The 12907-nt window shown below is 66.0% G+C and carries 12 protein-coding genes; 2 read left to right on the forward strand and 10 right to left on the reverse strand.

Features of this window, described 5'->3' with window-relative positions:
* Positions 1 to 18 precede the first annotated feature (18 nt).
* Positions 19 to 834 (forward strand): universal stress protein, encoded by an 816-nt coding sequence (locus I603_RS04520; protein ID WP_068862653.1) that lies wholly within the window; start codon positions 19 to 21, stop codon positions 832 to 834.
* A 109-nt stretch (positions 835 to 943) separates the two neighbouring features.
* On the opposite strand, the gene I603_RS04525 is transcribed toward I603_RS04520, so the two are convergent.
* From I603_RS04525 to hisG, 8 genes are all read right to left on the reverse strand, one after another.
* A complete protein-coding gene (locus tag I603_RS04525; RefSeq protein ID WP_068862654.1) occupies positions 944 to 1876 on the reverse strand; it encodes an acyl-CoA thioesterase in 933 nt (310 codons plus the stop codon).
* 23 nt (positions 1877 to 1899) lie between these two features.
* Positions 1900 to 2781, reverse strand: a complete 882-nt coding sequence (locus I603_RS04530; RefSeq protein ID WP_068862655.1) for a cupin-like domain-containing protein — start codon at positions 2779 to 2781, stop codon at positions 1900 to 1902.
* The gene (locus tag I603_RS04535) at positions 2778 to 3938 is read right to left on the reverse strand and encodes a GNAT family N-acetyltransferase (protein WP_084439909.1); all 1161 of its coding nucleotides are present in this window, start codon (positions 3936 to 3938) and stop codon (positions 2778 to 2780) included. Before I603_RS04535 ends, I603_RS04530 begins: the two co-directional genes overlap by 4 nt.
* 187 nt (positions 3939 to 4125) lie before the next feature.
* Positions 4126 to 6273, reverse strand: a complete 2148-nt coding sequence (locus I603_RS04540) for a sodium-translocating pyrophosphatase (protein WP_068862656.1) — start codon at positions 6271 to 6273, stop codon at positions 4126 to 4128.
* A 155-nt stretch (positions 6274 to 6428) separates the two neighbouring features.
* Positions 6429 to 7424 (reverse strand): thiamine-phosphate kinase, encoded by a 996-nt coding sequence (gene thiL / locus I603_RS04545; RefSeq protein ID WP_068862657.1) that lies wholly within the window; start codon positions 7422 to 7424, stop codon positions 6429 to 6431.
* A 173-nt stretch (positions 7425 to 7597) separates the two neighbouring features.
* The gene (nusB, locus tag I603_RS04550) at positions 7598 to 8077 is read right to left on the reverse strand and encodes a transcription antitermination factor NusB (RefSeq protein ID WP_068862658.1); all 480 of its coding nucleotides are present in this window, start codon (positions 8075 to 8077) and stop codon (positions 7598 to 7600) included.
* Positions 8074 to 9369, reverse strand: a complete 1296-nt coding sequence (hisD, locus tag I603_RS04555; RefSeq protein ID WP_068862659.1) for a histidinol dehydrogenase — start codon at positions 9367 to 9369, stop codon at positions 8074 to 8076. Before hisD ends, nusB begins: the two co-directional genes overlap by 4 nt.
* Complete coding sequence (gene hisG / locus I603_RS04560) at positions 9366 to 10067, reverse strand: ATP phosphoribosyltransferase (RefSeq protein WP_068862660.1); 702 nt, start codon at positions 10065 to 10067, stop codon at positions 9366 to 9368. The genes hisD and hisG overlap by 4 nt, the downstream gene beginning before the upstream one ends.
* A 45-nt stretch (positions 10068 to 10112) precedes the next feature.
* Between hisG and I603_RS04565 the strand changes: the two genes are divergently transcribed.
* Positions 10113 to 11201 (forward strand): DUF2332 domain-containing protein, encoded by a 1089-nt coding sequence (locus tag I603_RS04565; protein ID WP_068863269.1) that lies wholly within the window; start codon positions 10113 to 10115, stop codon positions 11199 to 11201.
* Here I603_RS04565 and I603_RS04570 read toward each other — a convergent pair.
* A complete protein-coding gene (locus I603_RS04570) occupies positions 11198 to 12094 on the reverse strand; it encodes an alpha/beta fold hydrolase (RefSeq protein ID WP_068862661.1) in 897 nt (298 codons plus the stop codon). The genes I603_RS04565 and I603_RS04570 overlap by 4 nt on opposite strands.
* On the reverse strand, positions 12091 to 12903 hold the full coding sequence (locus I603_RS04575) for an SDR family NAD(P)-dependent oxidoreductase (RefSeq protein WP_068862662.1): 813 nt from the start codon (positions 12901 to 12903) through the stop codon (positions 12091 to 12093). The genes I603_RS04570 and I603_RS04575 overlap by 4 nt, the downstream gene beginning before the upstream one ends.
* Between the last annotated feature and the right edge of the window lie 4 nt (positions 12904 to 12907).

A 12907-nucleotide genomic window follows, 5' to 3' on the forward strand; every position in this document is an offset into this window, starting at 1 on the left:
ATCAGTGGGAGACACGCCATGAAATCCATTCTGCTTCACATCGATCACGATCCTGCCATGGACGCGCGGCTTCAGGTGGCGCTCGACATTGCGCGGGCCACCAACGGCCACATCACCTGCCTGCAGGCGATCAGCTACGAGGTGTTTGCGCCCGGTGATTTCTACGGCTCCGCGATTGCAGCGGCGATGCCGGTGATAAAGGACAACGCGGAGAAGCTGCGGGCGCAGATCGAGACCGAACTCGCCAACGAAGGCGTCGCGTGGGACTGGCGTTTTCTTTACGGCATTGCCCAGCACCGGTTGATCGAACATTCGCCGCTGGCCGATCTGGTGATCGTCGGCCCATCGGATACGGGCGATGCGGGACGGGGTCCCTCGGCGTTGGTCGGCGATCTCGTGCTCAAGGCGCCGGTGCCGGTACTGGTGGTGCCCCAGGAGACAAAAAGCCTCGATGTGACCGCACCGGTGACGGTAGCGTGGAACGGCTCGGCCGAAGCGGCCCATGCGTTACGCGCAGCGGTGCCGCTGCTCGCGGCGGCCAGCAAGGTCCATCTTGTCAGCGTGGCCGAGGAAAGCGGCAAACGGCGCTTCGATTTCCCCGCTCTGGAGGGCGCGCAATATCTCAGCCGCCACGGGATCGAATGCGAGGTGGTCGAGGTTCCGCGCGGTGAGGCGAACATTGCCGACACATTGTTTTCGGCGGCCCAGTTGCGCGGTTCCGGGATGCTGGTCATGGGCGCCTATGGACACTCGCGGCTGGCCGAAATGCTGCTCGGCGGCGTCACCCGCCGGATGCTGACGGAGCCGCAGCTGCCGATATTGCTGGCGCATTGATTTGTCCGCACGCCTTCCGGCGTTCGAAATCCTTGCTCACGCGGCCTGCGGGCCTGTCCGCTGCAGGGGGGCGGTCGCCCTCGCGGCTGCTGTGCCGCCGCGGCGCTCCCTAGCGGGCAGTCCGCTTGCGCATCATCCCTTCCTGCGCGACGCTTGCGACAAGTTCACCCGCGCGGTTGAAGATACGTCCGCGGTTGAACCCGCGCCCGCCGCCGCTCCACGGCGCGTCGGTGGCGTAGAGCAGCCATTCGTCAGCCCGTGCATCGCGGTGAAACCATAGCGCATGGTCGAGACTGGCCCCGACCAGTTCGTTCCGCATCCAGGAAAGGCCATGCGGCAGGGCACTGGTGCCAAGCAGGGTATAGTCGCTTGCATAGGTGATGATCGCACGGTGCAGTTCGGGTGTGTCGGCCTCGCCGGTGATCGGGGCCACCACCCGGAACCACGTATGCGCACGCGGCGGCTGCGGATCGCGGCTCATCCAGTGAAGGCGGTCGATGGTGCGCATCTCTATCGGGCGCGGGCGCAGCATCAGGCCGCGCTGGGCCTCGCTTAGGCGGTCGCCCCATTGTTCGGCCAGTTCGCGGCGCACCTCCATGTCGGGGCGCAGGTCGTCCGGCCCGACCACCTCCGGCATGGGCGAATCGCTGTGTTCCAGGCCCTGTTCGGGGAGCTGGAAGCTGGCGGTCAGGTTGAGGATCGGTACCGGCGTACCATCATCGCCCTCCTGGCTGGCGACCACCCGGCGGTTGGCAAAGCTGCGCCCGTCGAAGTCGCGCTCGATGCGATATTCGATTGGCGCCCCCTCGCGCCCGCCGCGCAGGAAATAGGCGTGGAGTGAGTGGGCGCGCTTGCCGTCGGTGATACTCGCCTGGGCTGCCTGCAGCGCTTGCGCCAGCACCTGTCCGCCGAACACCCGCCCGATGCCGTCAGCCTGCGGCGGGCCTGCGAAGATGTCCGAGGCGCGCTTTTCGACCGTAAGCAAGCGTACGAGGTCAGCGACGAGATGTTCGTTGGTGGGTGTCCGGGGTGTCTGGGTCATGGCGCGACGGCCATGCGGCGGGTTTACGAACCCGTCAAGCCGAGCTTGCGCATCGCGCGATAGGCATAGGCCTTGGCATAGTTCTGCCGTGGCCAGCGCCCCGGTGATGCGGGCTTGAAGCCGCGCTCACGCAGGATCGCGTTCATGATTCGCGCGTCGCTTTCGCGGTAGCTCCATTCGGAGCGCCAGGTGATCGACAGCGAGACGGAAGGGCTGGGACCATTTTTCACGAAATGCGGGGCCATGACGGGCACGAACAGTGCCTCTCCCGGCGAAAGCGGAAATTCGGTGCCATGGGGGAGCATCGCATCGTCCCAGCGCAATTCGCGCGGGCCGCCTGAATGGTAGGTCTCGTGCGCTTCATCCGGCACGAAACGGGTATCGCCTGCCGGAAACTGGGTCATCACCTTGGTCCCGCGGATCTGGAGCAGGATATTGTGCTCCGGATCGAAGTGGTAGGGTGTGACCGAGTTCGGCGAGGATACGAAAATGAACCCTTGCGGGGCCAGCATCGCCCCGGTCGCGGCTTCGATTTCAGGGCGGATTTCCCCAAGCAGGTCCATCAGAAGTGCTTCATAGGCGGGGATCTGCTCGATGTTCTTCAGCACCGCCCAGCTTTGCGCCTCGGCCACCTTGCGGATGGTTTCGACGATGGTGAGGCCGTTGGAGCCGGGCTTGCCTTCCACCCCGATCGGAAGGTCGCCGCGATTGTACTCGACGCTCTTGACCGGCAGCATTCCGGCAAGTTGCGCCAGCGCCTCGATTTCGAGCAGCGGGTGGCTGGTGAGGCTGTGGGCAAGGATATGCGCCCGTTCGGGGTAATGCGCGCAAAAGCGAGCGCGGGCGGGAGCATCGAATACCGGCGGCGGGGCGGCAGTATCCGTGAAGCGGGCAGGGGCGTTCATGCGTTCCTCCTCGGACGGGTTTCCCAGGCCATCAGCAGGCGGAAGCAGCCGCGCCGCAGCGGGCCTCCGATGGCGATATTGCGGCTGACCATGCGCCGCTTGTCCCGCCAAATGCGTTCGATCATGGGGTGGCCCTCGACCGCACAGCTGTCGGCCCACACCACATTCCGGCGCTCGAGCAAGGCAAGGTTTTCAAGCTGCAGCAGCATCCCCGGCGAAAAGCGAGCATAGGCTTCATCGAAGGCGGTCTTGAAGCTGTAGGCACCTGGCGGCGTGATGAAATTGACGAGCATGGCGATGGCGCGGCCGTCCAGCCTGAGCGCAAGCCGTTCCAGCCTTCCGGTCGCAGCCGCGCCTGACAGCGCCGCCGCGAACAGCGCGCGCGTATTCGGCGCGCAGGCCAGAGCGGAGCCTGCCTTGCCCTTCCAACCGTCGGCTTCCAGCGCGAGGAATTCGGCGATCCATTCAGCCAGACCGGCGTCGTCATCGAGGCGCTCGAAGACGAGTGCGCCTTCCTCGGCAAGGCGATTGTGCTGGCGCCGCAGTTCTTTGCGCTTCTTGGGGCCGATTGCAGCCTCGAGATAGGCGGCGGATCCGGTCTTGCCGGTCAGCAGCGCTCGGCTCTCCTCGGCAACAACGTAATGCCCGCGCGGGTATCGTGCGAGCATCTGTTCGAGCGCGGCGTTGACTGGACCTTGGGCGGGCAGCAGCGGCAGGTGCCAGAACAGTGCACGGCCCGCACACCGATCGAAATGGGCGAGCATGTCGCGCCAGAATGCGTCCTCCTGTCCGGCGGCGACCAGCGGCACACCGCAAAAGGAATTTGGGTGCAGCCAGCCTTTCGCATGGGTCAGGAAGTGACCGTAATACCTGGCGCTGCGCACCACCGGCAGCAGGCCTGATAGCCGCCCCTCGTGATACCATGCCTTGATGATGACCCCATCCGCCTCGCCCCACTGTGTGACCGAGGGCAAAAGGAACCACGGTTCGCAGAAGGGATTCGGCTCCGACGCCGTCTGCACGAGCCGCTCCCATGCTGCGATGAAGGCGGGCCGGGCAAGCTGCTCTGCGGTCAGCAGGTGCAGTTCGCCATGCGGCAGCGGGGCGGCAAGGGAGCGACCCGCCGTGCCGGTGCGAAAACTGTCCGCACGTGCCATCTCCATCGCGGTCAACCCCGTTCAGGCGTAGCTTTCGATGCCGCCTGAACCTGCAATAATGCATAGCTCTTGAGAAAGCTGCCGCATTTGGGCGAGGTGTCCGGTTTGGGGACGCGACTGCGGGCAAAGATAAACCCCGCCGGAACTGCGCCCGGCGGGGTTGAGGATTGTCACCAGGCGTGAAGCGTTACGCCACGCCGTGCGCCAGTGCAGCCAGCAGCAACAGCGCGACGATGTTGGTGATCTTGATCATCGGGTTGACCGCAGGGCCGGCGGTGTCCTTGTAGGGATCGCCGACCGTATCGCCCGTCACCGCGGCCTTGTGGGCTTCAGAGCCCTTGCCGCCGTGATTGCCGTCCTCGATGTACTTCTTGGCATTGTCCCACGCCCCGCCGCCGGCGGTCATGGACAGCGCCACGAACAGCCCGCCGACGATCACGCCCAGCAGCAGCGCACCCAATGCCGCAAAGCCGTTGTCCTGTCCTGCGATCATGGTGATCGCGAAGTAGACCACGATCGGGGTCAGCACCGGCAGCAGCGAGGGGATGATCATCTCCTTGATCGCCGCCTTGGTGACGAGGTCCACGGTACGGGCATAGTCGGGCTTGGAGGTGCCCGCCATGATCCCCGGATTGTCGCGGAACTGGTTGCGAACGTCCACCACCACGTCTCCGGCAGCCCGGCCCACCGCCGTCATGCCCATCGCCCCGAACAGGTAGGGCAGCAGCGCGCCGAGGAACAGGCCGACGATGACGTAGGGGTTCTCCAGACTGAAGGAGACCTCGCCGTTGGCCAGATCACCGTCGCGGAAGGCCGGGAAGAACACCGTGAGATCGGTGGTGTAGGCCGCAAACAGCACCAGCGCGCCAAGACCCGCCGAACCGATCGCATAGCCCTTGGTCACCGCCTTGGTGGTGTTGCCCACCGCATCGAGCAGGTCGGTCTTCTCGCGCACGCTATCGTCCAGCCCCGACATCTCGGCGATCCCGCCGGCGTTGTCGGTCACCGGACCATAGGCGTCGAGCGCCACGACCATCCCCGCCAGTGCCAGCATCGCGGTCGCCGCATAGGCAATGCCCATCAGCCCTGCGAGCTGGTAGGCGATGATGATGCCGCCCGCGATGACGATGGTCGGCAACGCTGTCGCTTCGAGGCTGATGGCGAGACCCTGGATCACGTTGGTGCCATGACCGGTTTCCGAGGCCTTGGCGATCGAGCGAACCGGGCGGAACTTGGTGCCGGTATAGTACTCGGTGATCCAGATGATGAGGCCGGTGATGACGAGGCCGAGCAGCGCGCAGTAGAACAGCGAGCGCCCAGTGAACTCGACCATGCCCTGATCGGGGTTGATCACCGTGTTCATGCCCATGCCCACCGATCCGAGCGCGAATTGCGTCACGAACCAGATCAGCGGGACAGAGGTCACGGCGGTGACGATGAAGCCCTTGTACATCGCTCCCATCACATTCGCCCCGCTGCCCAGACGCACAAAGTAGGTGCCGAGGATCGAGGTGACGATGCACGCGCCGCCAATCAGCAGCGGCAGCGCCATCAGAGGCAGCAGCAGATCGCCCAGCTGGGTCAGCAGCAGTGCGGTCAGCACCATGGTCGCGCCGACGGTGACCACGTAAGTCTCGAACAGGTCAGCGGCCATGCCCGCGCAGTCGCCGACATTGTCGCCCACGTTGTCGGCGATCACGGCGGGGTTGCGTGGGTCGTCTTCGGGGATGCCTGCCTCGACCTTGCCGACAAGGTCCGCGCCCACATCCGCCGCCTTGGTGAAGATGCCCCCACCCAGGCGCGCGAAGATCGATATCAGCGATGCACCGAAAGCAAGGCCGACGAGGCCGTCGATCACAGTACGCTCGGACGGGCTCATGCCCATCAGGCCGACGAGCACGTAGAAGAACACCGCGATGGCGAGCAGCGCGAGGCCGGCGACCAGCATGCCGGTAATCGCACCCGCGCGGAAAGCGAGGGTAAGGCCTGCCTGCAGGCCCTTGCTGGCGGCTTCGGCGGTGCGGACATTGGCGCGCACCGAGATATTCATGCCGATATAGCCCGCCACGCCCGAAAGCACCGCGCCGACCACGAAGCCTGTGGCCGTGACCATGCCCAGCGGGGAGATCGCGATGATTGCGGTGGCGACCACGCCGACGATGGCGATGGTGGTGTACTGGCGGTTCAAATAGGCCTGCGCGCCTTCCTGAATGGCGGCAGCGATTTCCTGCATGCGCGCATTGCCGGGGCTGGCTCCCAGCACCTGCGAGCTGGTGATGACGCCATAGACAATGGCGAGCAGCCCCAGCCCGATCGAAATAAGCAATAGATTCACGAGTTATCCCCTCCCGTTATGTTCGTTCCCTTGCGGGAACCCTCGCGCCTTTATTGATCTCCCGTCAGCGCAAGGGACGACACTCTTAAGGTCTGGGAAAGGACTGGCAAGCCTGCGACGCAGCGGGCTGTGTTTTTCGGCAGGTTCGCGGCGGTTCAGCCGTGCTGGTATCCCAAAGTCCCGCCCGGCTTCATGCGCGGTGGCTTGCCATCGACGAGCAAGGGCGTGTCCACCTGTTCGATAACCTCCCCTATGCGCGATGCCGCGATGGGTAGGGCAACGTCGGTGCGCGCGGTGAAGAGCAGCGCGTAATCATCGCCCCATGCGCAGGCCGTATGCCGCATCGGTCGACCCTTGCTCTGCGTGTCGACGAGGTTGCCCTGCGATGCACGCTCCCGAAATCGGTCCGAGTGGGGCACGGCGTCCTGAATGATGCTGATCGTGACGCCGCTAGTGTCAGCCATGCGTGATGCGTCGAGGAAAAGGCCGTCCGAGACATCCATCATCGCGGTGACGTGTGGCGCGAGGCGCTGCCCTTCGGATAGCAGCGGGCGGGGACGCAGGAAGGCTTCGACGAAGGCGGGATCGGGGGCAAAGGGCTTGGGAATGTCTCCGGCGAACTCCGGCTGAGGCTCGGTTTCCCTTTCCCGCTCAACGCGCAGTAACTGGTGAAACCCCGCCATCGCCTCGCCGATCAGGCCGCAGACGAAAACACCGTCTCCCACTTGTGCGCCATGGCGCGATGGAACCGGCGTGTGCGTTGCCCTGCCTATCGCGGTCAGGCCAAGCGTGCGCGGGCCTTTGGCGGCAATGGTATCGCCACCGAGAAGGGGAACGCCATATTCGGTCAGGATCGCCGATAGCCCTTCAAGAAAGCGCGCATCGCCCTTTCCCAGGGTATGGCTCAGCAGCACGCCCACCGGCTCCGCGCCCTTTGCTGCGAGATCGGAGAGGTTGGAGGCGACAAGTTTCCATGCAATGTCGAAGGGGTCGGCATTGGGTAGCCAATGCGTGCCTTCCGCCATGGCGTCATGCGTCAGGACCAGCGTCTCGCCGCCGATTGCCAGCACCGCGCAATCATCCTCCAGACCGCGCGCGCCCGGATGAAGCGGCAGCTTGCGCAGTGCGGCGATGAATTCGGTCTCGTTCATGGCTCCGGTCTCTTAGCCATTTGCCGGGAGCCTGTCGAAGCCTTGGTGTTTCACGTGAAACCCCGCCTTGAAGCGGCCCCGACGGGCCTGTGAAGGCGGTCTGGCGGGGCGTGAAGGGGGGGTGAAGGGGGGTGACGCGGGTGTGAAGAGCCCCTGCCACCCCTTCGGCGCGATCAGGCCCTTGCCGCCTTTGCCACCGCGTCCAGAATGCCGTTGACGAACTTCGACTGGCGGTCGTCGAAGAAGGCCTTGGCGACTTCGACATATTCGTTGATCGCGACCGCGGCGGGCACATCGGCGCGGGCGATCAGTTCATAGGTTCCGGCCCGCAGCACCTGGATCATCGCCTTGTCGAGCCGTGCCAGGCTCCAGCCCTCGGCAAGATTGGCGGCGATCAGGGCGTCGATCTCCGCGCGGCGCGCATCCACGCCGCGCACCACGTCGTCGAAGAACGGCACTTCGGCATCGGCATATTCCGCCTCGTCGAAATCCTCGTCGTCGATTGTGCGGCCCAGCCGGTGCTGGTGGAACTCGTCGAGCAGCCGGGCAAGCGCGGTGCCTTCCATATGCTGCTGGTAGAGCGCCTGCACGGCGGCAAGGCGCGCAGCCGAACGGGCCTGAGAACGTTGGCTTGAGCGGGCGGGTTGGTTCATTTGATCCTCAGTTCCACGGACTTGGCGTGGGCAGGCAGCCCCTCGGCATGGGCAAGGGTTGCAGCGGCAGGGCCGATGGCGGCAAAGGAGGCTTCATCGAGCCCCAGAAAGCTGGTGCGCTTCATGAAGTCGAGCACCGACAGGCCGCTGGAAAAACGCGCCCTGCGCCCGGTGGGCAGCACGTGGTTGGGCCCGGCGACATAATCCCCCACCGCTTCCGGCGTCATCCGGCCAAGGAACACGCTCCCGGCGTGGCGGATCTTGTGCAGCAGGCGTTCGGGCTCGTCGACGGCAAGCTCGACATGTTCGGCCGCCAGACGGTCGGCAAGGGCAGGGGCTTCGGCTTCGAGATCATTGACCACGATCATCACCCCGTGCGCATCCCAGCTCGTCCGCGCGGTCTTGCCGGTCGCAAGCTGGCTGATCTGGAGGTCGATGCAATCCTCGACCTGCCGCGCGAAACCGGCATCGTCGGTGATCAGGATCGATTGCGAGGTCGGGTCGTGCTCTGCCTGCGAGAGCAGATCGGCGGCGATCCAGTCCGGATCGTTCTTCCCGTCCGCGATGACGAGGATTTCCGAAGGCCCGGCGACCATGTCGATTCCGACCACGCCGTAAAGCTGGCGCTTGGCCTCGGCGACCCAGGCATTGCCGGGGCCGGTGATGACATCGACCGGCCTGATGCGCTGGGTGCCATAGGCGAGCGCACCCACCGCCTGCGCCCCGCCGACGCGCCAGATCTCGTCCACGCCCGCAATATGCGCAGCGGCCAGCACCATCGGATTGGTCTGGCCCTGCGGTGTCGGGGTGGTAATCGCCAGTCGCCGAACGCCTGCAACCTTGGCAGGGATCGCGTTCATCAGCAGGGAGGAGGGATAGGCCGCGCGCCCGCCCGGGACATACAGCCCGGCGGCATCCACCGGCCGCCAGATGGCGCCCAACCGCACACCCGCCGCATCGGTGTAGTCGCGGTTCTCCGGCAGCTGCGCCTCGTGATAGGCGCGGATGCGCGCTGCGGCGAGTTCCAGCGCCTCGCGCAGGTCGGGTGCGAGCGCGTGGTAGGCTTCCTCGCACGCCTCGCGCGGGATCGACCAGTCGGCCTCGTCTGCCAGCGCATAGCCATCGAAGCGCTGGGTGTAATCGGCCAGCGCCGCGTCGCCGCGCAGCTTTACCGTCCGCAGGATGTCCGCGACCTGTCCGGCCACATCGCTGTCGGCCTCGCGCCGCGCCTCGACGATGCGGGCGAACTTGCGCGCGAAATCGGGATCGAGCGTCGAAAGGATGTTGATCATGCCGCGTGCCCCTCGCTGCGCCGTTCCGCATCGCGGCGGAAGGCATCGACCAGCGCGGCGACGCGGGCGTCGGTCTTGAGCGCGGTGCGGTTGACGATCAGGCGGGCGGAAATCTCCAGGATCACCGAAGTCTCGACCAGTCCGTTGTCCTTCAGCGTCTTGCCGGTGGAAACCAGATCGACGATCTGCCGCGCTAGGCCCAGCGAAGGCGCCAGTTCCATCGCGCCGTTCAGCTTGACGCATTCGGCCTGCACGCCCGCAGCCTCGAAATGGCGGCGGGTGAGGCTGGGATATTTGGTGGCGACGCGCAGGTGGCTGGCCCCTGCCGCTTCGTTCTCGTCATCGGCAAGGCGGGCCACCGACAGGCGGCACAGCCCGATGCCCAGATCGACCGGCGCGTAGAGATCGGCGTAGTCGAATTCTTCGATCACGTCGGAACCCACGATGCCCACCTGCGCTGCGCCATGGGCAACGAAGGTGGCGACATCGAAGGCGCGCACCCGGATGATGCGCATGTCGGCGCGGCTGGTGCCGAAGGCGAGCGCGCGGCTTTTGGGATCGTGAAACTCAGCATCCGGTTCCACGCCTGCGCGCGCCATTACCGGCAGCGCCTCGTCAAGGATGCGCCCCTTGGGGACAGCGAAAGTCAGCTGACCGGGCCGGAAGAAGCTGTTGTCGTGGATGCCAGTGCTGGTCATGATTGGCCGCGCACTTAAGGGCGGCGCGGCAAAAGGGCAATGGGAATGGCGGCTGACGAGACGGGAATCATGGCTTTGGAAGACTTTGCCGCCGCGCTCGACTGGCAAGCCCGCCACGCCGAGGAAAACGGCGCGCCTGCCACGGCGCGGGTGATCCGCGCGCTCGCCGGGGTGCGGGCCAGCGACACCGCGACCGGACGCCGGATCGCGAACTGGCCGGGACTGACGCTGAAGGACGCCATGCCGCTGCGGATCGCGGGCGGCTTTCATCACCTGCTGCTGACCGGCGCGGATGACCGCCTCGCGCAGGTCTATGCCGGGGAGGTCACCGATCAGGCAGAGGTGGACGCGCTGGTGCTTGATCTGACGCACAGGTTCGACGCGCGGCTGCTGCCGTGGCTCGACGGTCCGCCGCAGACCAACGAGGCCGGGCGCGCGGCCAGCATCATGGCGGGCCTGCTGTGGCTGGCGCAGCGGGTCCGCGCGCCGCGGTTCGATCTGTTCGAACTGGGCGCAAGTGCCGGGGTCAACACGATGATCGACCGCTATTTCTTCCGGCTTGGCGCGGTCGAGGTCGGCCCTGCAAGCTCGCCGATGCGGATCGTGCCGGACTGGCGCGGGGCCTCGCCGCCTGCACCGCCGCAAGGCTTCGCGATCACTGCGGTGAAGGGGTGCGACATCGCGCCGATCAACCTCGCCGACACTGACAGCGCCTTGCGCCTCAAGGCCTATGTCTGGGCTGATGCGGGCGAGCGGCTGGGGCGGATCGACGCGGCGATTGCACTGGCGAGCGATCAGCCGCCCGATCTGGTCGCCGCCGATGCGGGTGATTTTGCCGCCACGATGCTCGCCCGGCCGCAGCTGCCGGGCAGCGCGCGGGTGATGTTCCATTCGATCATGTGGCAATACATGCCCGCCGAAACCCAGCAGCGGATCACCGCGGCGTTCGAGGCGGCAGCAAAGCTTGCCACACCCGACACCCCGCTCGGCTGGATCGCGCTCGAAACCGACCCCGCGACCTTCCGGCACGAATTGCGGGTGCGCCTGTGGGACGGCGCTGCGCACCAAGGCGAGGAGCAGCTGCTCTCCCACGCCCACCCGCACGGGGCCTGGGTGGCGTGGCGGGAGCCCTAGCCCGCCAGAAACGCCTCCATCGCCGCATTGACCGCTTGCGGAGCTTCCCATGGCACGAAGTGGCCGCAGTCGGGCACGCGCACGATGGTCAGCGGGTCGATGATGTCCTCCAGACCTTCGAGATTTTCGGGCGGCAGGGCGAGATCGTCGAGCGCCCAGATCACCAGTGTCGGGATTGTCAGCTTGGGCAGGGCGGGGGGCGTGTAGCCTTGGGGCACCTCGAAGGGCGCGTCCATCGTCGGCACGTCTATGGGACTCGCGCGGTAATAGTTGAGCATCCCGAAGGCGGCATCGCGGTTCTGCCAGTCGCGCAGCAACTGGTCGCGCTCTTCAGGCTCCATCGCGGATGGCCGGTCCCACTTGACCTCTTTCAGCAGCAGGCCGGTTAGGCCGTGCTCCTTGACCAGCGCATCATTGGCCGGATCGCGGAAACCCCGGATATACTGGCTCGCCTCGCGCTGGACGGGGTGAGTGTAGAGCAGCTTCTGGAAGATCGCGGGGTGCGGGGCATTGGCGATAATGGCCTTGTTCACCCGCGCGTGCTGCCCGCCCAGCGCCACGCCCCAGGCAATCGCGCCGCCCCAGTCATGGCCGACAATGGTGAAGCCGGGGATGGCCAGCGCGTCTGCGAGCAGGAAGATATCGCCGATCAGCTTGTCGGGGGTGTAGGCTTCCACGGCCTGCGGCTTGGAGGAACCGCGATAACCGCGCTGGTCGGGCGCGATGCAGCGGTAGCGGTCCTTGAAATGGGCGATCTGGTGGCGCCAGGTGCGGTGGCTTTCGGGAAAGCCGTGGAGGAAGATCAGCACCGGCGCGTCAACCGGGCCTTCGTCCACCACGTCGAGATGGATGCCGTTGGGCAGGTGGACCCGCTTCAAGTCGAACCCGCTCATTCGGCAGCCTCCAGCTTTTCCATATAGCCATTGGCGACCATGTTCGCGACCTGATCGAACAGCGCATCGGGGGTGCGCCGCAATTCGCCCATCGCCTTTTCGCCGCCTTCCGCCACGATGATCTCGCGCGTGCCGGCGGCGATTTCATCCAGCATCTGGCGCGCGGCGACGTCTGCCGGGATGCCGTTGTCGATTGCCGGATCGGACTTGCCGCGCTTCTCGCCCGCTGCGGTGAGCGCATTGCGAGAGACATTGGTGGCGACCGAGCCGGGATAGATGGTGTGGACGCTGACGCCGGTCTGCGACAATTCGCCCCGCAGCGCGTCGGCATAGCCCGCCAGCCCGAACTTGGCCGCGCAATAGGCGGTGCGCATCGGCACCCCGACCTTGCCCGCGATCGAGGAAATGAACCCCAATGCGCCGGACCCGCGCTGCACCATGTGGCCGATCAGTCCTTGTGTGAAGGCGATCTGGGCGATGAGGTCGACCTCGATGATATCGCGATAGACCTGCATTGACGTGTTCAGCGCGCGGCTTCTCTGCGAAATCCCGGCATTGGCGAAGGCGATATCGACGCCGCCTTTCCACGCGATGGCTTTCGCCGTGGCTTCCGCCAGCGCCGCCTCGTCGCGCACGTCGAAGGGCAGGATCAGCGTCTCGCCGCATGCCGAGGCCACCTCGGCCAGCCGCGCCGCATCACGGCCCGACAGCACCACATGGGCTCCCCGCGCCGCCAGTTCGCGCGCCAGCGCTGCGCCGATGCCTGAAGATGCCCCGGTGATCCATGCCACCTTGCCCGAATAATCCATGTCA

This window comes from Erythrobacter dokdonensis DSW-74, assembly GCF_001677335.1.
In the GTDB taxonomy this organism is placed as follows: Bacteria; Pseudomonadota; Alphaproteobacteria; order Sphingomonadales; family Sphingomonadaceae; genus Erythrobacter; species Erythrobacter dokdonensis.

Bases quoted from the DNA above. Each gene is read 5' to 3' on its own strand.
- hisG (WP_068862660.1), bottom strand. From the start codon at position 10,067: ATGACCAGCACTGGCATCCACGACAACAGCTTCTTCCGGCCCGGTCAG.
- I603_RS04530 (WP_068862655.1), bottom strand. From the start codon at position 2,781: ATGAACGCCCCTGCCCGCTTCACGGATACTGCCGCCCCGCCGCCGGTA.
- I603_RS04525 (WP_068862654.1), bottom strand. From the start codon at position 1,876: ATGACCCAGACACCCCGGACACCCACCAACGAACATCTCGTCGCTGAC.
- I603_RS04520 (WP_068862653.1), top strand. From the start codon at position 19: ATGAAATCCATTCTGCTTCACATCGATCACGATCCTGCCATGGACGCG.
- I603_RS04565 (WP_068863269.1), top strand. From the start codon at position 10,113: ATGGCGGCTGACGAGACGGGAATCATGGCTTTGGAAGACTTTGCCGCC.
- I603_RS04570 (WP_068862661.1), bottom strand. From the start codon at position 12,094: ATGAGCGGGTTCGACTTGAAGCGGGTCCACCTGCCCAACGGCATCCAT.
- I603_RS04575 (WP_068862662.1), bottom strand. From the start codon at position 12,903: ATGGATTATTCGGGCAAGGTGGCATGGATCACCGGGGCATCTTCAGGC.
- I603_RS04535 (WP_084439909.1), bottom strand. From the start codon at position 3,938: ATGGCACGTGCGGACAGTTTTCGCACCGGCACGGCGGGTCGCTCCCTT.
- hisD (WP_068862659.1), bottom strand. From the start codon at position 9,369: ATGATCAACATCCTTTCGACGCTCGATCCCGATTTCGCGCGCAAGTTC.
- nusB (WP_068862658.1), bottom strand. From the start codon at position 8,077: ATGAACCAACCCGCCCGCTCAAGCCAACGTTCTCAGGCCCGTTCGGCT.
- thiL (WP_068862657.1), bottom strand. From the start codon at position 7,424: ATGAACGAGACCGAATTCATCGCCGCACTGCGCAAGCTGCCGCTTCAT.